Source organism: Lentiprolixibacter aurantiacus (assembly GCF_026241225.1).
In the GTDB taxonomy this organism is placed as follows: Bacteria; Bacteroidota; Bacteroidia; order Flavobacteriales; family Flavobacteriaceae; genus Lentiprolixibacter; species Lentiprolixibacter aurantiacus.
In genome coordinates this window covers 580537-598031 of sequence record NZ_JAPFQP010000001.1, presented here as the reverse complement: position 1 = coordinate 598031, position 17495 = coordinate 580537, and the positions used below count along the sequence as shown (strand labels likewise).

The 17495-nt window shown below is 46.2% G+C and carries 14 protein-coding genes and 1 tRNA gene; 8 read left to right on the top strand and 7 right to left on the bottom strand.

Annotation, left to right across the window (positions count from 1 at the left end; translation table 11 throughout):
* Position 1: 1 nt before the first annotated feature.
* The gene (locus tag OO016_RS02640) at positions 2-862 is read right to left on the bottom strand and encodes an MBL fold metallo-hydrolase (protein WP_266010601.1); all 861 of its coding nucleotides are present in this window, start codon (positions 860-862) and stop codon (positions 2-4) included.
* A 260-nt stretch (positions 863-1122) separates the two neighbouring features.
* Between OO016_RS02640 and OO016_RS02635 the strand changes: the two genes are divergently transcribed.
* Entirely contained in the window at positions 1123-2961 is a 1839-nt protein-coding gene (locus OO016_RS02635) for a cation:proton antiporter (protein WP_266010599.1), read from the top strand.
* 6 nt (positions 2962-2967) lie between these two features.
* Here OO016_RS02635 and lepA read toward each other — a convergent pair whose 3' ends face one another.
* Both lepA and OO016_RS02625 read right to left on the bottom strand, forming a co-directional pair.
* Entirely contained in the window at positions 2968-4764 is a 1797-nt protein-coding gene (lepA, locus tag OO016_RS02630; protein ID WP_266010598.1) for a translation elongation factor 4, read from the bottom strand.
* A 54-nt stretch (positions 4765-4818) separates the two neighbouring features.
* Positions 4819-5925: a TolB family protein gene (locus tag OO016_RS02625; RefSeq protein ID WP_266010597.1), complete on the bottom strand. Its 1107-nt coding sequence runs from the start codon at positions 5923-5925 to the stop codon at positions 4819-4821.
* Between the two features lie 35 nt (positions 5926-5960).
* Here OO016_RS02625 and OO016_RS02620 point away from each other — a divergent pair, with 35 nt between their 5' ends.
* The 3 genes from OO016_RS02620 to dusB all read left to right on the top strand — a co-directional run bounded on the left by OO016_RS02620 (position 5961) and on the right by dusB (position 10763).
* Positions 5961-7190, top strand: coding sequence for a M28 family peptidase (locus tag OO016_RS02620; protein WP_266010596.1), 1230 nt, complete (start codon positions 5961-5963; stop codon positions 7188-7190).
* Positions 7191-7305: 115 nt separating this feature from the next.
* Positions 7306-9717, top strand: a complete 2412-nt coding sequence (locus OO016_RS02615) for an outer membrane beta-barrel family protein (protein WP_266010595.1) — start codon at positions 7306-7308, stop codon at positions 9715-9717.
* 53 nt (positions 9718-9770) lie between these two features.
* On the top strand, positions 9771-10763 hold the full coding sequence (dusB, locus tag OO016_RS02610) for a tRNA dihydrouridine synthase DusB (RefSeq protein ID WP_266010593.1): 993 nt from the start codon (positions 9771-9773) through the stop codon (positions 10761-10763).
* Here dusB and OO016_RS02605 read toward each other — a convergent pair whose 3' ends face one another.
* Entirely contained in the window at positions 10764-11969 is a 1206-nt protein-coding gene (locus tag OO016_RS02605; RefSeq protein WP_266010591.1) for an ABC transporter permease, read from the bottom strand.
* Positions 11970-11971: 2 nt separating this feature from the next.
* Complete coding sequence (gene rbfA / locus OO016_RS02600; protein WP_266011930.1) at positions 11972-12361, bottom strand: 30S ribosome-binding factor RbfA; 390 nt, start codon at positions 12359-12361, stop codon at positions 11972-11974.
* Between the two features lie 72 nt (positions 12362-12433).
* Between rbfA and mce the strand changes: the two genes are divergently transcribed.
* Entirely contained in the window at positions 12434-12835 is a 402-nt protein-coding gene (gene mce / locus OO016_RS02595) for a methylmalonyl-CoA epimerase (RefSeq protein ID WP_266010589.1), read from the top strand.
* 249 nt (positions 12836-13084) lie between these two features.
* On the opposite strand, the gene OO016_RS02590 is transcribed toward mce, so the two are convergent.
* Both OO016_RS02590 and OO016_RS02585 read right to left on the bottom strand, forming a co-directional pair.
* Positions 13085-13375, bottom strand: a complete 291-nt coding sequence (locus OO016_RS02590) for a DUF2188 domain-containing protein (protein ID WP_266010587.1) — start codon at positions 13373-13375, stop codon at positions 13085-13087.
* A 181-nt stretch (positions 13376-13556) separates the two neighbouring features.
* Positions 13557-14675, bottom strand: coding sequence for an acyltransferase family protein (locus tag OO016_RS02585; protein WP_266010586.1), 1119 nt, complete (start codon positions 14673-14675; stop codon positions 13557-13559).
* 156 nt (positions 14676-14831) lie between these two features.
* On the opposite strand from OO016_RS02585, the gene OO016_RS02580 reads away from it, so the two are divergent.
* The 3 genes from OO016_RS02580 to OO016_RS02570 all read left to right on the top strand — a co-directional run bounded on the left by OO016_RS02580 (position 14832) and on the right by OO016_RS02570 (position 17283).
* Positions 14832-15611 carry an SDR family NAD(P)-dependent oxidoreductase gene (locus tag OO016_RS02580; RefSeq protein WP_266010584.1) on the top strand — a complete coding sequence of 260 codons (780 nt, stop codon included), beginning with the start codon at positions 14832-14834 and terminating at the stop codon, positions 15609-15611.
* A 704-nt stretch (positions 15612-16315) separates the two neighbouring features.
* On the top strand, positions 16316-17089 hold the full coding sequence (locus tag OO016_RS02575) for a hypothetical protein (protein ID WP_266010582.1): 774 nt from the start codon (positions 16316-16318) through the stop codon (positions 17087-17089).
* 120 nt (positions 17090-17209) lie between these two features.
* Positions 17210-17283: transfer RNA gene (locus OO016_RS02570), tRNA-Ile, on the top strand.
* The last annotated feature ends 212 nt before the right edge of the window (positions 17284-17495 follow it).

Here is a 17495-nt window from a genome sequence, read left to right as displayed (position 1 = left end):
TTTAGGAAAAAACTTCATCAAAGCTATAGGTGTTATTTAGCCTTACCCCTTTTTCAGTATGCTTCAGGGTACAGACTTCAGTTACGGCATCGTGTTCCAGGAAGAGGTAGTAGTCGTTGGCCACCGCCTTGTCCAAAAACTCCTTTTTCTCCCCCAGAGTAAGCAAAGGGCGGGTGTCATATCCCATTACGTATGGAAGCGGAATGTGCCCGGTAGTAGGTAACAGGTCTGCCATAAACACCAGGGTTTTTCCCTGATAGGAAATATGGGGTATCATCTGTTTTTCCGTGTGCCCATCTACCATCAGGATCCCGAACCCAAGCGCCGATTCATTGAGAAAAGACTTCCCTCGGGAGTCTATGAACTGCAGCTGGCCGCTTTCCTGAATGGGCAGGATGTTTTCCTTTAAAAAAGAGGCTTTTTCCCTTGGATTGGGGTAAACCGCCCAGTTCCAGTGGGCTTTATTGCTCCAGTAAACGGCATTCTTAAAAGCGGGTTCATAGCCATCGCGCTTGCTGTTCCATCGGATGCTTCCTCCGCAATGGTCAAAATGAAGATGGGTAAGGAATACGTCGGTAATATCATCGCGGTGAAACCCGTGTTTGGCCAGGGATCCATCCAGGGAGTGGTCTCCCCAGAGATAATAGTAGCCAAAGAACTTTTCCGATTGTTTGTCGCCCATACCGTTGTCGATTAGGATCAAACGGTTTCCGTCTTCTATCAGAAGGCAACGGGCAGCCATGTCAATCAGGTTATTGTCATCTGCCGGATTGGTCCTGCTCCACAGGGTTTTAGGAACCACACCAAACATGGCCCCTCCATCCAGCTTAAAATTTCCACATTCTACAACGTATAGTTTCACGCGCTCGGCATCAAAATGCCGCAAAATAAGAAAAGGTCACCGGATCAGGGGTATTGTTTAGGTATTTTTAGGATTTCTGCCCGAGGCATAGGCGTTTCAGGGGCAGTTCTACGGTCAGGATCATAAACACAGGCTCGAAGCTTAAGTTTATATTCAAAAATCCGTGCCCCTGCCTGGTTTTCGAATAAAAATGCTATTTTCCCCATTCGTTTTACGGTGTTTGTGGCTTTCATTGCCCTAGCACCCGGAGAGAAGGAATTATGTTAGAACTGGCAGGGATCATCATTTTAGGAATTTGCGCACAGTGGCTTGCGTGGCGGTTTAAACTGCCCGCCATCCTGCCTTTGATCCTTGTAGGGCTTCTGGTAGGTCCTATTGCCACTCTATTTACTGAAGATGGCAGCAAGCTTATTGAACCCGTCTGGAATGGAACAAACGGCCTTTTCCCCGGGGAAGGACTCTATTATTTTGTGTCCCTGGCCATCAGCATCATCCTTTTTGAAGGGGGACTCACCTTAAAGCGGTCGGAGATCGCCAATGTGGGGCCGGTGATCACCAAGCTAATTACCGTAGGGACCCTGGTGACATTTATTGTGGCCGGGTTGGCAGCCCACTATATTTTTGACCTTTCCTGGCAAATTTCTTTTTTGTTCTCTGCATTGATCATCGTGACAGGACCAACCGTAATTACACCTATCCTCCGGAATATCCCTCTGAAAAAAGATATCTCAGCCGTACTCAAATGGGAGGGGATCCTCATAGATCCGATAGGCGCTCTGGTTGCGGTTCTGGTTTTTGAGTTCATCAGCGTTGGGGAAGGGCAGGCCTACACCAAAACGGCCATGATAGAATTCGGGAAGATCCTGTTATTTGGATCCACCTTCGGGTTTACCTTTGCCCATGCCCTGGCCTTTGCGATCAAAAGGAATTTCATTCCCCATTACCTCTTAAATGTGGTTTCCCTCTCCGTAGTGCTTCTGGTTTTTGTAGAGTCCGATATATTCGCCCACGAATCCGGCTTACTCGCCGTAGTGGTCATGGGAATGGTGATGGGTAACCTCAACCTGCCCAATATCAAAGAGCTGCTCTATTTCAAGGAATCCCTGAGTGTTTTGCTGATTTCCATCTTATTCATATTGCTGGCAGCCAATATTAACATCAGTGACCTGGAGTTGATCTACAACTGGAATACTGCCATATTGTTTGCGGTGATTGTCTTTTTGGTAAGGCCATTGGGGGTGTTCCTGAGCACCCGGGGGTCCAAGCTAAAACTCAATGAAAAAATGTTCATTGGCTGGGTGGGCCCCAGGGGGATTGTGGCCGCAGGTATCGCTTCCCTTTTTGGCTCCAAGCTAATTGTAAAAGGAGAGCCGGGAGCCGAGTATATTACGCCCCTAGTTTTTATGATCGTGCTTGGAACCGTATTGCTTAATGCCACTACTGCCAGACTTTTTGCCAAGATGGTTGGGGTGTTCCTCAAAAATTCAGAAGGTATTCTGATCGTCGGAGCTTCCAAGGCGAGCCGTTTAATTGCAAATTACCTCAAAAACAACAACCGCCATGTGGTGCTGATAGACAACAACCCGGCGAATATTGAGCACGCAAAAAAACTGGGCCTCGAGGCTATGACGGCCAATATTTATTCGGACAGCCTTACGGACAATATTGAACTGAACGATGTAGGCTTCCTGCTGGCCATGACAGGCAATGCTGAAATCAATGCCTACGCCATAAAAAAACTGGGTGAGGAATTTGGAGAGAATGGATCGTTCCGACTTGTTAGCCCGGAGGAACTGAATGATCCCGACAAGATGCCTGAAGAGGGTTTGTTCTCCAAAACTGATGATTTCATCAAAATGACGGAGGCCGTTTTGAAGTATCCTGCCATCCATGAACTGATCCTGAAAAATAACGAGCAACTGGCACAGCTTATAGGCAAAGCACAGACAGACGATGAGGTAATCCCCTTATTTGTCAAATACCCGGACGGCAACCTGGATATCATTTCTTCGGTAAAGGACAAGGTTACCTCCATCCCGGAGGGATCCAAACTGGTTTACCTAGGCAAGATTTTCGATATAGAAGAGGAATTGGTTTAGGCAGCCTTAATCATTGAGGCGCAGTACAGCCATAAAGGCCTGCTGTGGTATTTCCACATTACCAACCTGGCGCATACGTTTTTTACCCTTCTTTTGTTTTTCCAGCAGTTTACGCTTACGCGTGATATCTCCACCGTAACATTTGGCAGTAACATCCTTGCGAAGTGCCTTGATGGTCTCCCGTGCAATAATCTTGGAACCGATGGCAGCCTGTATGGGGATATCAAATTGCTGCCTCGGGATAAGCTCCTTAAGCTTTTCACACATCTTCTTCCCGATGTGGTATGCATTGTCAAAATGCACCAATGCTGATAGGGCATCCACGTTCTGTGCATTCAGTAAAATGTCTACACGTACCAGTTTGGAAACCCGCATGCCGATCGGACTGTAATCAAAGGAAGCATAGCCCTTGGATACAGTTTTAAGGCGATCATAAAAGTCAAAAACAATCTCTGCCAGCGGCATGTCAAAATTCAGCTCTACCCGCTCTGTGGTGAGGTAGGTCTGGTTGGTGATCTGTCCGCGTTTTTCTATGCAAAGCGACATCACGTTCCCAACAAAATCGGACTTGGTGATAATGGTGGCTTTGATATAGGGCTCCTCCACCCGGTCTATGGTGGAAGGGTCTGGCAGGTCCGAAGGGTTGTTTACAATGATGGGAACATCCGGATCTTTAGTCGAATAGGCGTGATAGCTAACATTGGGGACCGTAGTGATTACGGTCATATCAAATTCCCGCTCCAATCGCTCCTGAATGATCTCCATATGTAGCATCCCCAGGAAGCCGCAACGGAATCCAAAACCTAGAGCGGCGCTGCTTTCCGGCGTAAATACCAGGGAGGCATCATTTAACTGAAGCTTCTCCATGGAGGACCGGAGTTCTTCAAAATCTTCGGTGTCTACCGGATAGATCCCGGCAAAAACCATGGGTTTTACATCTTCAAAGCCGGCAATGGCCTTGTCTGTAGGATTTTTGCTGTCCGTAATAGTATCCCCCACTTTTACTTCCCGGGCATCCTTGATCCCAGTGATAAGGTAACCTACATCCCCTGTGCCGATCCTCTGTTTGGGATGCTGCTGTAGCTTCAGGGTGCCGATTTCATCAGCGAAATAGCTCTTGCCCGTAGCAAAGAATTTGATCTGCTGGCCTTTGCGTATTTCCCCGTTAACCACCCGGAAATAGGTTTCAACCCCGCGGAAGGGATTGTATACGGAATCAAAAACCAGGGCCTGCAGCGGAGCATCTGGATCTCCCTTTGGGGCAGGGATACGCTCAATAATAGCCTGGAGGATTTCTTCAATACCTATACCTGTCTTTGCACTGGCCGGTATTACTTCCCCGGGGTCGCAACCCAACAGATCTACAATGTCGTCTGTAACTTCTTCCGGATTAGCGCTTGGAAGGTCTACCTTGTTGAGCACAGGAATGATCTCCAGATCATTCTCCAGGGCCAGGTAGAGGTTGGAAATGGTCTGTGCCTGTATGCTTTGGGCAGCATCCACAACAAGCAGAGCTCCTTCACATGCAGCAATAGACCTCGAAACTTCATATGAAAAATCAACATGGCCGGGGGTGTCAATGAGGTTCAGGACGTATTTTTCACCCTTGTATGTGTACTCCATCTGGATGGCATGGCTCTTAATGGTAATACCGCGCTCACGCTCCAGGTCCATGTTGTCCAGCAACTGCTCTTTCTTCTCCCGTTCCGTAACCGATCCGGTGAAATCCAGTAACCGGTCTGCCAGAGTACTTTTACCGTGGTCAATGTGGGCGATGATACAGAAGTTGCGAATGTGTTTCATTTTCTATTTCCAGCAAATTCAACAGGAGGGCAAAGATAGTGCTTTGTATCCTTATTATTCCTGCCATTCGGCAATAAAGAGGTTGGTGTCTCTAGTACCGCCGTTGTTGCGGTTGCTTGAAAATGCCAAGTATTTGCCGTCATTGGAAAACACAGGGAAGGCATCAAAGGTTTTCCCATGGGTTACCCGTTCCAGGTTTTTCCCATCTATATCAATCAGGTAGAGGTTGAAAGGGAATCCTCCTTCTGCCTCAAAATTGCTGGAAAAGAGGATCTTTTCACCGGAAGGATGGAAAAACGGACTCCAGTTGGCGTTCCCCAAAAAGGTAAGCTGCCTAAGGTCGCTCCCATCCGCATTACAGATGAACAGTTCCATTTCGGTGGGTTGCACAAGCCCCTGTGAAAGCAGTTCCTTGTATTCGTTTATAGCTTCCTCGGTCTTTGGGCGGGAGGCCCGGAAAATAATCTTGCTGCCATCGGGAGAAAAGAAAGCACCCCCATCATAACCCAGTTCATCGGTTATCTGGGTTACCTCGCTGCCATCAAGGTTCATGGTATACAATTCGAGGTCGCCACTACGCATGGACGTAAATACAATTTTATCTCCTTTGGGAGATACGGTAGCCTCGGCATCATAACCGGGCGTGTCTGTAAGTTGCGCGGTGATATTCCCATCCAGATCGGCCACAAAAATGTCGAAGGAGTCATATACAGGCCATACGTATTTTCCATTCCTGCGGAGGGGGACATCTGGGCATTTGGGATCAACCAAATGGGTAGATCCGTAAACGATATGCTCATTGTCCGGGAGGAAATACGCACAGGTGGTTCTCCCCATGCCTGTACTAATCATGGGCGGCATGGTATCCTGGAAAGTTTCTCCAACCTGCATCAGGAACATCTGGTCGCATTCCACACCCCATTGTTTATAATTAGACTGGAAGATCATCATACTGTCGTCAAAACTCCAGTATGCCTCCGCATTGTCTCCCCCAAAGGTGATTTGTCTGATAGATTTGAAATGCTTTTCCTCGGGATAGATGAGGGTATCGGAACCTGCCATTAGTGAAACTTCGGCTTTAGTTTCTTTTTCGGCTGATTTGGGCTCTGATTTACAACTTAAAACCAATGATAGGCCCAATAAAACAAGGATAATTCTCATAAGTTGGGTAATTTTGTATAAAAATAATCGCAAATATGTGGAATAGACTCATTCTCACCCTAATTATTACAATCTTTTTTTCATGTAAATCAGAAAAACCTGTTTCTGTGAGCTTGGAAGAAGATGTTGCCATCCTGGCCAATGACTCACTGGCAGGAAGGGAAACCGGAACGCCTGACGAGATCAAAGCGGCAGAATACCTGAGGAAAAGGATGGAAGACATTGGCCTCGAACCCAAAGGGAATTCCGGGACTTATTTTCAGACCTTTACCTTTAAACCTAAGACAGACCCGCATCAACAGGTGCAGTATACTATGGCTGGCGACAGTACCATTACGGGCACCAACGTTATCGGTTATATCGATAACCAGGCAAAAAATACGGTAATCATTGGGGCCCATTACGATCACCTTGGTATGGGCAGTGAGGGTTCCTTATACAGGGGAGAAGAGCCACAGATCCATAATGGGGCAGATGACAATGCCAGCGGTGTGGCTGTGTTGCTTCAGGTAGCGGATTCCCTGACTAAAAAACACAGGGGCAATAATTACCTGATCATCTCCTTCTCAGGGGAGGAAATGGGGTTGCTTGGCTCCAATTATTTTGTAAAGAACCCAACTATTGACCTGTCCAGGGCAAATTACATGCTTAACATGGATATGGTAGGGCGCCTGAGGCAGGACAGCACCCTGTCCATTAGCGGTACTGGCACTGCACCGGTCTGGACCCAATCCCTAAATGCCCTTAATGAAGACTTCAGGCTTGTTTTGAATGAATCCGGGATAGGCCCATCAGACCACACCTCGTTCTACCTTCAGGACATCCCCGTACTCCACTTTTTTACCGGGCAACACGAAGACTACCACAAACCATCGGATGATGCAGACTTGTTAAACTACGATGGAATGCGCAAGATCACAGGATATATTGTGGATCTCATAGGCGAACTGGACGATGATCCCAAGCTCAGCTTCCGGAAAACAAAGAACGAAAGCGAACAGGTTCCCCGCTTCAGGGTGGCTATGGGAGTTATTCCCGATTACCTCTTCGACGGCAAAGGCATGCGTATAGACGGTGTGAGTGAAGGCAAACCCGCCCAGAAGGCCGGGTTGCAAAAAGGTGATATTGTAGTTCAAATGGGCGACAGTACAGTTACTGACATGATGAGTTATATGCGCGCTTTATCGGCTTTTGAAAAAGGTGATACTACTTCGGTTGTGATTACCCGTGATGGAGATCAAATGGAGGTTAAGATCATATTTTAAGTCGGCAGGCAGACCAGGAAAATCCCTGTTAATATGCTCCTGTTTCATTGTTTTGGCAGGGCAAATTGTGGACCGAAAATATATTTCATAGTTTTACAGAATAACCTACCTGACTGTGAGATACCCCCTGCTTATCATTTTAGGCTTGCTGCCCTTTGCTCTGATGAGTCAGACCTTTCAGCTTTCCGGCCGGGTCAGGGATGCGGAGGGTAAAACACTCCCATTTGCAAACACCATTCTTTTCAAGACCTCAGACAGCACCCAGGTGGCAGGAACATCAGCTGACGATGACGGCTACTTTGTACTCAAGGGGATACCTCAAGGGCTTTATTTTTTGCAGGCACGGTACTTTGGTTACGAATCCCGTTTTGTGGCCCTGGAGATAGCTGCTGATGTAAGGATTGGCGCCATAGTCATGGAACCGAATGGCAAGTGGCTGGATGAGGTGGTGATCAGTGGGCAGAGACCTACGGTTGAGCGCAAGACAGACCGCATTGTCTTCAATGTGGAGAATACGGTGATAACAGAAGGAAGTAGCTGGGACATCCTCAGGAATGTCCCGGGCCTGGTTATTGTACAGAACAATCTGGAAATACGCGGCAAAGAGGCTACGATCTACCTCAACGATCGCAAGGTGCAGCTAACACAGGCAGAAAGCCAGGAATTCCTCAAAGGCCTGTCTGGCGACCTTGTTTCTTCCGTGGAAGTAATTCCCAATCCGCCCGCCAGTTTTGAAGCGGAAGACGGCCCGGTACTTAACATTCGCACCAATGCCAACATAAACCCGGGCTATAAAGGTAGTGTCAGGACCCAGTTCACCCAGGGGATCTTCCCCAAATACAGCTTTGGAAGCAGCCATTACCTCAAAGGAGAAAAGTTTGGGCTATTTGCCAACTATGTGATTAACCCACGGAAAGAATTTGAACGTACCAAAACTGCTGTTAACTATATTAATGCACAAAACGATGTGTTTGCCCGCTGGAATACCGAACTTGGGGAAACCACACGTTCCCAGGGCCAGCAGGCCAGCCTGATGCTGGATTACAATCCCTCGGACCAAGACCTTTTCAATTTCAGTTCCAACCTGAGCTATTCTCCCAATAAGGTAGTACAAAACCAGGTGTCTACGGAGATGCGCAATGCTGCCGGGGTATTGGACTCTACTTTGCAAAACCAGAGCAGGCTGGATGAGGATCAGCTAAACCTAACCTTTGACCTCAATTATGAACGCAGGCTCAAAAAGGAAGGAGCTTCATTGAAAGCCAATGCCCATTACACCTATTACGAGCTATCCAGGCAGCAAGCCGGTTTCAGTGAATACTTTGATGCTACAGGGAATTTCCTTCGCGACTTTTCCTTTTCTACAGACGCATTCCAGGGAATTGATATTTATACCGGCCAGGTGGACTATTATACGCCGGTTAAATCAGGCAGTTTTGAAAGCGGCTTTAAGGCTTCCCTGATAGAATCCAGTAGCCGGATAGATTTCTTTGATGTAAATGATACACAACCCCCCTTTGATATTGATTTATCCGACAATTTTAGCTACCAGGAAAGGGTGCTGGCGGCCTATTCCAGCTGGTCAGGGCAATGGGACAAATGGTCCCTCAAACTGGGGCTTAGGGCAGAACAAACCGATGTAAAAACCCGTTCGGAGACCCTTCAGGAAACAAACAACCAAAGCTACCTGGAGTTGTTTCCTTCACTCTACCTGAGCAGGAAACTGGGGGAAAACAACAGCGTTAATTTTGACTATAGCAGACGTTTAGACCGCCCGGATTACTCGGACCTCAACCCTTTTCGCTACTTTCTCAATGAGAATGAATTTGGTGAGGGAAACCCCGGGCTGGTGCCAAACTTCAGCAATAACTTTAACCTTAACCTCACCATCAAGGACACGTATTTTATTGATGTATACTACCGGGACAACGGGCGCTACATCAGCAACCTGACTTTTCAGGACAACATCAACCAGCTGGTCCGGGACGGTTATCAGAATGTTCTGGAAAGCGTCTCTTATGGTCTGGATTTCACCCTGGCCACTTCTATTACTTCCTTCTGGTATCTCTATGCATACAATTCTGTTTTTTATGAGGACGAAACACTTCGAGCTGAAGAAAGCGCAATAGAAACCTACACCAACAAGGTTACAGGCATCTTTTCCAGCCTGAGTAATTCCTTTACCCTGAGTGAAGACGGGTCCTTTACCGGGGAAACCAGCCTTACCTACCTGAGTGGCTTTTTGCTGGGATCGTATAAAACTTCAGAGATGATCACGTGGAATATGGGCCTTAGGAAGACCTTATGGGATAATCGGGCAGTACTTTCCCTAACTGTGGAGGATATCCTGGGCAGGGCTAACCCCACCCTTACTTCCCGTTATGCCAATCAGGATAATTCTTTTAAGGCAGTACCTGAAACACAGTTCGTTCGTATTGGTTTTACCTATAATTTTGGGAATTACAGCCTGAAGGACAGAACCCGTTCCCTCCAGAAATCGGAACTTCAACGGCTTGATAACGAGTAAATTCCTTCGGTTTCCAGCTTTATTTTTATTTTTGCGCCACTTAGATTCAAGAGATGCCCAGGATTGGAGATATAAATTTGCCGGATTTTCCCTTGTTGCTTGCGCCCATGGAGGATGTAAGCGACCCCCCCTTCCGAGCCCTGTGCAAGGAGCAGGGGGCCGATGTGGTATACACGGAATTTATTTCATCCGAAGGCCTTATCCGCGATGCCGCAAAGAGTGTTATGAAACTGGATATTTACGAGAAAGAGCGTCCGGTGGGGATACAGATCTTTGGGGCCAACCTGGATTCCATGCTGCGGTCTGTGGAGATCGTGGAACAATCCAATCCCGATATCATCGATATCAACTTTGGCTGCCCGGTAAAGAAAGTGGTTTGCAAGGGGGCCGGTGCCGGAATCCTCAAGGATATAGACAAGATGGTGAGCCTTACCAAGGCCATGGTGGAGCACACCAAACTACCTGTTACTGTAAAGACCAGACTGGGGTGGGACCATAATTCCATCCACATTGTTGAGGTAGCGGAGCGTTTGCAGGATGTGGGATGCCAGGCTATAGCCATACATGGTCGCACCCGCGCCCAGATGTACAAAGGCGAGGCAGACTGGAAGCCCATTGCTGAGGTAAAAAACAATCCCAGGATGCATATCCCTGTTTTTGGGAATGGCGATGTATCTTCCCCGGAAGCTGCGATGCGTATGCGTGATGAATACGGCCTGGATGGTGCTATGATAGGAAGGGCGAGCATTGGTTACCCCTGGTTCTTTAAGGAAGTAAAACACTATTTTAAGACAGGCACGCATTTAGCTCCGCCCACCATGGAGGAACGGGTGGATGCTGCCAGGAGGCACCTGGAGATGGCGATCGACTGGAAAGGGGAAAAGCTCGGGGTTTTCGAAACCCGGCGACACTACACCAATTACTTTAAAGGGATCCCCAATTTCAAGGAATACAGGCTCAAAATGGTAACCAGTGATGATGCGGCAAATGTTTTCGCAGCCTTTGAGGAGGTGCTGGAAAAATTTGGGGATTACCAGTTTGCCTGATCAGGACAACAGCTTTTTATTGACCCGCCGGCTGGCAACCTTAGAGGCTATGAGACCCAGGACTACAATCGTACCCAGCACAATCAGCACATTTACAAACTGATATTCTACCGGATAGGCCAGGGAGGGAGTGATCTTTAACCACCCGAAGGCCAGTTGTGACAGGATTAGCAAGGAACCCAGCACAATACCAATAATACCACCCATGCTGGTAACAATGACGCCCTGTATAAAATAGATGCGGCGTATTTCCTTTAGTGTGGTACCCAGGCTGAAAAGCGTCCTCGAGTTCTGTTGCTTGTCCAGTATCATCATAATGATGGCCCCCACCACATTGAAGAGGGCAATGATCAGGACGAGCGTAAAGATCAGGTAGGTGGCCAGGTTTTCCGTGTTGAGCATGCGGTATAGCGTCTGGTTGAGTTGGCGGCGTGTTTTGATCTGTACTTCGGGGCCCAGGAGGTCTTGCAGGGTGTTTCCAAGCTCTTCCGCATTGGCAGTGGGTAATAAGCGGAAGTTAATCCCGGAAAGCTGGGTACTGTCTTTTTCCAGCAAGGCCTGAACCAGGCGCAGGTCTGTGAAGACATATTTTTTGTCCAGGTTTTCTTCCAGGGCGTAGACCCCGCTAAGAACAAGGGAGAGTTCATTATAGGGCTTTGCGTTGAAGCCCTGGGTTCCAAGGGTGCCTTCTCCCGGTTTAGGGGCGAGTACTACCAGAGGGCTACGGAAATTATCAAGGGTTAGGCCCAGCAGGTTGGCAATTCCCAGGCCCACTACAGTGCGTTGATTATCAATATTCCATTGTCCCCAGTATATGGTGCTGTCTATGCGGGTTGCTGAGGCATAGAGTTCATCTACCCCTTTGATATAGGCCACATCGCTTTTCTTCTGGTGGGTGATGTAAACCCGCTCCTCTATTTCCCGAGAAAAACTGTCGATGCCCTCAACCTCTTGCAGGGCGATGTAGGTTTCCGGGCTAACCTGAAAAAACTTCCCTGTGGCTGGAACAGCCTTGAGGTCCGGATCGAAGGTGTTGCTAAAAGAGAGGCTGAAGGTCTTAAGGCCTGCAAAGCCGGATAGGACGATAAACAATGCCGCTGAGCCAATTACAATCACCAGGAAGGTGATAAAGTTGATCACATTCACCGCATTCTGGCTGCTTTTGGAGCGAACATAACGCCGGGCAATGTAGAACGGAAAATTCATAATCAGGATTTTTTCCGTCTGGGCAGTATATCAGGTTTTTCGATGGGGTTTTCTCCTTCTTTCAGGCTTTGGTCTATTTTCTCGATATAGTCCAGGGAATCATCCAGGAAGAATAGAAGTTCCGGTGTACGGCGAAGCTGGTGTTTGGTACGCTGGGCGAGTTCGTGCCTTATGGCAGGGGTGCTTGCCTTGATCTCTTCCACAATCTTAACGGCCTTTGCTGTGGGAAAAACGCTCACATACACCTTGGCGATGGAGAGGTCTACGGTAACGGAAACCTTGGAGACCGAGATCAATGTTCCGGGCGAACCTTCGGTCGCCGCCCGCTGTAAAATATCGGCCAGATCCTGCTGGATCAGCCCCCCTATTTTTTTCTGTCGCTGGCTCTCCATGGGGCAAAAATACGGCAAATAATGCGTAATTTAGAGGGTTGTTACCGTATAGCCCAAACCTAAGGGATTAAGATGAGAAAAATAGAACATATAGGCATTGCCGTAAAAGACCTCGAAGCTTCAAATGAATTGTTTCGCAAGCTGTTTGGGGAAGGACCCTACAAGGAAGAAGAGGTAGAGTCCGAAGGGGTTAAAACCTCCTTTTTTGCCTCTGGCCCCAACAAGATCGAATTGCTGGAAGGGACCAGGGAAGACAGCCCAATCAGCAAGTATGTAGCAAAGAAGGGCGAAGGTATCCACCACATCGCCTTTGATGTGGACGATATATATGCCGAGATTGAACGATTAAAGGGAGAAGGCTTTATTGTGCTGAATGAAAACCCGAAGAAGGGTGCAGACAATAAGCTGGTGGCTTTCCTGCACCCTAAAAGCTCCAATGGGGTTTTAGTTGAACTTTGTCAGGAGATCTCTTAAAAATTGTTTTCTTATGTTCATTTTGGCTTGATCCAAAACGAACCAAAAGATCAAGAAGGATTTAAGGAAATTTTTGGCTGATTGCCAAAATCACAACACCATCTTGCCTCCATTCTCTTTTTTGCTATCGCAAAATGCATTTCCGACAATGCCGTTGTTATTTCTGGAAACCCTTCGGTTTATTTCTTTTATCACCAGATTAAATTGATCGACTAAAACAAAAACCTTTATTGATTATTATTACTTATTTTAATCGTAGTTTATGCGATCCCGTATGGTACCGTCCTGTCTGTGGATGACTACATCGGCCTTATATTTTCTTGCCAGGCGTTTTGCTTTGCGAATTGCCGTGTCTTGTCGACGGTGTTTAGAGGTGATGCGCTTATTTCCTTCACGCCTTACAGCCCAGCCATTATCATAAGGAACCACATGCTGGTGCCATGTTCTGCCTCTCCTGCTCTGACGCGCACTTTTAAAATAGGCTTCTACAATTTCAATCAATATGTCTATCCAGCTGCTGGATTTGCGGCCTTTAGGCATTTAAAAGTTTTTATCTATTGCCGAAGATACTGTTTTCATCCAGATGTGGTCCCACCTTATATGAAATCCCCATCATCACTTCAGAAATCCTACCACGGCCTATTTCCCGAAGTACCCCAGGGGAGTTCGTCTTTCTTTATGAAAGGCCATCAGGATGATAATATTTTAGCTCCCCTGACGATCAAATTTTTATCAATATTCTCTTTATATATAGCCAATAACAGAGATACCATAAAAAGAAAAGGACAACAGAACTTAAAATAAGCTCAGCATTTAATGGTCCAGCCCAGCCAAAAGCGGCATTTGAAAATGGCAGCACTATGGTCCTGATAAGATGTGCTCCCCCAACATGAGCAAATAGGTAGATAAACAAAGGGTTCATCCCAACAATAGCGAAAAAAAGAACGCCTTTTTGATACTTCTTAATATCTATCAACCAATAACACAAAGCAAGTGCTAATACAGACCATCCGGCACTGGCAAATACAAAAGTGCTGGTAGAAATACGTTTAATGATTGGGGTGACCGGGCTAAGTCCGTATCCGATAATCAGCCCTATGATGCCAGCAACAATCAAAATTTGCATCTTTTTTTTGTTCGATTGGTCACCCATTAATAACCTGCCCGCCAATACCCCCCAAATGGTGTGTGCTGTTGTAGGAATTGCATTGAACATTGCCCAATGCCCCCCGTCTTCCTGCCCTGCAATAAGGATATTGAACCAGGCCCCAAAGTTCTCCCCGGGAATGAATGCATGGTTAAATCCTTCTATTGGGAAAAACCTGTACAATCCTTCGGCAATAAGAATCAGGAATACCGATAAACCCAGCTGAACCACAACGGGTTTTCTCATGATCAAAAATGCTATAAAATAGGTCAGGGAAAGCTGGGCAAGCACATTTTGAAACCTAAACACAATTTTTCCCGCATCAATACAATACAGTGCCCAGCCCAGGAGCAACAACATAAATGCCCTTTTCAGTGCGTGCTTAAACACCTTATTGTAAGAATCGCCCCTTGCAATTCTCTTATAAAAGGACAGGGGCATAGCCACGCCAACAATGAACATAAAAAACGGCTGGATCAAATCCCAAAAACGCAATCCTTCCCATTCTGCGTGATGAAACTGTTGGCCAATGGTATATATGACAGACCCTTCAAGCTCAGGTGCTAGCATTGACGCAAAAAGACGTGAGAACTCCGCAATGAGCAAAAACATGGTTACACCTCTGTAAAAGTCAAGTGAAAGCAGTCTTGTAGTAATTTGTTCCGGCGGCCTGTCCATATTTTTTAGAGGCATGAAACATGTGCAGCTCCAGGTGTATCGCAATCAACTTAACAAGACAGGCGGCAAATGTTCAAAAAAGGGATTACTTTTAAAGGATAATGAATTCTAAATATACGTATCATTCACTTCAGGATGCTACATGCAGCAAAAAGATTAAAGAATTTAAATATGGAAAAACCTGAACGGGAATACCCAAACTTCAAACTAGATGGCAAAGTGGCTATTGTTACAGGAGCAGCCCGGGGCCTTGGAAGGGCTTGCGCACTTGCTCTGGCCCACGAAGGAGCAGACATTGCTTTAGGCCTGAGGGATGTAACCACTGCAGCTGACCTGGAGAAGGAAATTAGGGACATAGGCAGAAAGGTGATCCGTTTACAAATGGATGTTTCCGATCTTCGGCAAATCAAGGATGCAGTTAGCCAGGCAGTTAAAACATTTGGAAAGATTGATATCCTGGTAAATAATGTTGGGATTGCCCCGGATAATCCGGCCGAAAAGGTGACCGAGGAGGATTTTGACCGAACTATCAATTTGAACTTAAAAGGCACCTTTTTTACGGCACAGGCAGCAGGTATACAAATGATCAAACAGGGATCGGGCCGCATTGTCAATATGAGTTCACAGGCTGGTTTTATTGCTCTGGATAATGAGTCTATTTACTGTATGACCAAAGCAGGGGTCAATCACCTGACCAAAAACCTAGCTTCGGAATGGGCTAAGTACAATATAAACGTCAATGCCGTGGCACCAACATTTATAGAAACGCCGGGTACCGAACCCTGGTTAAAGGACAAAGCGTTCAGAAAGAGTGTGTTGGATAGGATTCCTTTGGGACGAATTGGCAAGCCTATGGAGGTTGCCGGCGCCGTAGTGTTTCTGGCCTCGGATGCCGCTTCCCTGATAACAGGGGAAATAATGCTCATTGATGGGGGGTGGACCACAAGGTAGTTGGCTTTGAATTTTCTTGTTGCTTATGTATTCTTAGTGCCAGTTTAATTTTTCTATAAAGCTACACTACAATCTTTCCAATGTATTCCTGTGTGAATTCAATGCTGGAATGCCCAAGTATTTATCTTCAAATCAATTATTTCCATAAATTAAAGGAATCAACAACCAAACCATGGCCCGCTTCTTCCGTCAAATATGACAAAAGCCCGGCTCTGATAGTAAGTTCAGGAAAGTGCTGTTGCTTTCAGATGAAGTGGCAGAATTTGCACACTTTTAAATCTCCAGCTGTTTATCCTGTGATGCGGTTTGTTTCCTCAGTCTCCTGTCTTCCAATGCGCTAGCCTTATTGCTCATATTGAGCATTGCTTTTGGATGTTACAATTCATAGAAAAGTCAAACTAATCCCGACATATCTCCATACGGCTCCATTTTTGGTAAAAATGTTCTCGTGTTTGATGATTCCATGGATCAGGATCGTATAGAGAAGACACTCCATATGTTGCATGAGAAGGAAAAAGACTATCCGAAGACAACCTTACCAATAAATGATTTTTGATTTTCCGTGCTAACACAAGGACTTAATAAAAAAGATAAGCCCGGAATTAAACCATAATGTCCGGTATTTTGCTGCCCGCAAGAATTAGGACTCCTGTCTGTTTGGAAACCGATACATTGCTTTTGAAATCGAATCGTGTTCAGAACTAATGAAACCAGATCGTTTAATTCCCGTACTTATATTAACAGCCTTTGCCTTGTTAATAGTCGGCTGTGACAAGGAAGATGTTATCGAATTACAAAGCTTCAGGGTTTCAGATATTGCGACTGGGGCACCGATTTCTGATGTTGAATTAATGTTTGCCAGGGGAGCATCTACTTGTTGCGGGGAAAGTTTTGCCGTCGAAGGATATGAAACCTTTCTTACTGATGGTAATGGTTTGGTCCGTCTTCCAACAGAGAAATCCAGAGGTTACGATATTTTGATTAGCAAAAATGGGTACTATGGATTGGATAGAACTAATTATGGTGGTGGGACAATCACTAATTATATCTCTGATTTGGATTATTACGAAAGATCTTACGATGGTCGGGAAACCGAATTGGCCTTATTCCCGGAGGCAGACGTAACATTTAAACTGCTGGCAAATTCTAATGAAATAGATATGGAATCTGTAGTGCTTCGAATGTGTTATATAAAACAGCAATCCAGGTTCTGTTTTCCCCAGGATAGGAATTTGGAAAAACTTTTAAACGGAAACTTTCCTCTCAACTCCCTTGGCGGTTACGAGCCCGGATATGTTGGCTCCGTATACCCAACAAATAAAGACACTACAATTGTATTTCAGGGAATCGGTGACCTTCCTATGCAGCTAGATTTGATTTATTTGGATCAGGACAACAATATAATCCGAACCCAGGACAGCGGGGTTTACTTAACGCCAAGAAATACGGTAACAGAAATTGTCATCGAATTGAATTAATACTGATAAGATGAAGTTTTTGGATTGACCTACTTAAATGAAACCTACATTACCGGGTTTCTACTATCAAAGATATTGCACTATCGTAAAATAAGTAGTAATATTGCAGTCCCCTTAAAGGGTCCTATAGCTCAGTTGGTTAGAGCACCTGACTCATAATCAGGGGGTCCCTGGTTCGAGCCCAGGTGGGACCACATTAAGCAGAAAACCCACGCCGGAAGGCGTGGGTTTAGTTTTTCCTGGAGGAAGCCAAACTTGTTTGAGCTTCCAGAAGGAAAAGCGAAACCTCGATTCGTGTAAGCGAAGCGTTGTTTTCTATTTGAAGTAGCGGGACTTCTCTGGTCCATTCCTGCAAGGAATGAACCTAGGCAGGACCACTTAATAATAAATCGGTCTTCTTGAATCG

Bases quoted from the DNA above. Each gene is read 5' to 3' on its own strand.
- dusB (WP_266010593.1), top strand. From the start codon at position 9,771: ATGCCCAGGATTGGAGATATAAATTTGCCGGATTTTCCCTTGTTGCTT.
- OO016_RS02580 (WP_266010584.1), top strand. From the start codon at position 14,832: ATGGAAAAACCTGAACGGGAATACCCAAACTTCAAACTAGATGGCAAA.
- OO016_RS02575 (WP_266010582.1), top strand. From the start codon at position 16,316: ATGAAACCAGATCGTTTAATTCCCGTACTTATATTAACAGCCTTTGCC.
- OO016_RS02605 (WP_266010591.1), bottom strand. From the start codon at position 11,969: ATGAATTTTCCGTTCTACATTGCCCGGCGTTATGTTCGCTCCAAAAGC.
- lepA (WP_266010598.1), bottom strand. From the start codon at position 4,764: ATGAAACACATTCGCAACTTCTGTATCATCGCCCACATTGACCACGGT.
- OO016_RS02620 (WP_266010596.1), top strand. From the start codon at position 5,961: ATGTGGAATAGACTCATTCTCACCCTAATTATTACAATCTTTTTTTCA.
- OO016_RS02625 (WP_266010597.1), bottom strand. From the start codon at position 5,925: ATGAGAATTATCCTTGTTTTATTGGGCCTATCATTGGTTTTAAGTTGT.
- OO016_RS02590 (WP_266010587.1), bottom strand. From the start codon at position 13,375: ATGCCTAAAGGCCGCAAATCCAGCAGCTGGATAGACATATTGATTGAA.
- OO016_RS02585 (WP_266010586.1), bottom strand. From the start codon at position 14,675: ATGCCTCTAAAAAATATGGACAGGCCGCCGGAACAAATTACTACAAGA.
- OO016_RS02635 (WP_266010599.1), top strand. From the start codon at position 1,123: ATGTTAGAACTGGCAGGGATCATCATTTTAGGAATTTGCGCACAGTGG.
- rbfA (WP_266011930.1), bottom strand. From the start codon at position 12,361: ATGGAGAGCCAGCGACAGAAAAAAATAGGGGGGCTGATCCAGCAGGAT.
- mce (WP_266010589.1), top strand. From the start codon at position 12,434: ATGAGAAAAATAGAACATATAGGCATTGCCGTAAAAGACCTCGAAGCT.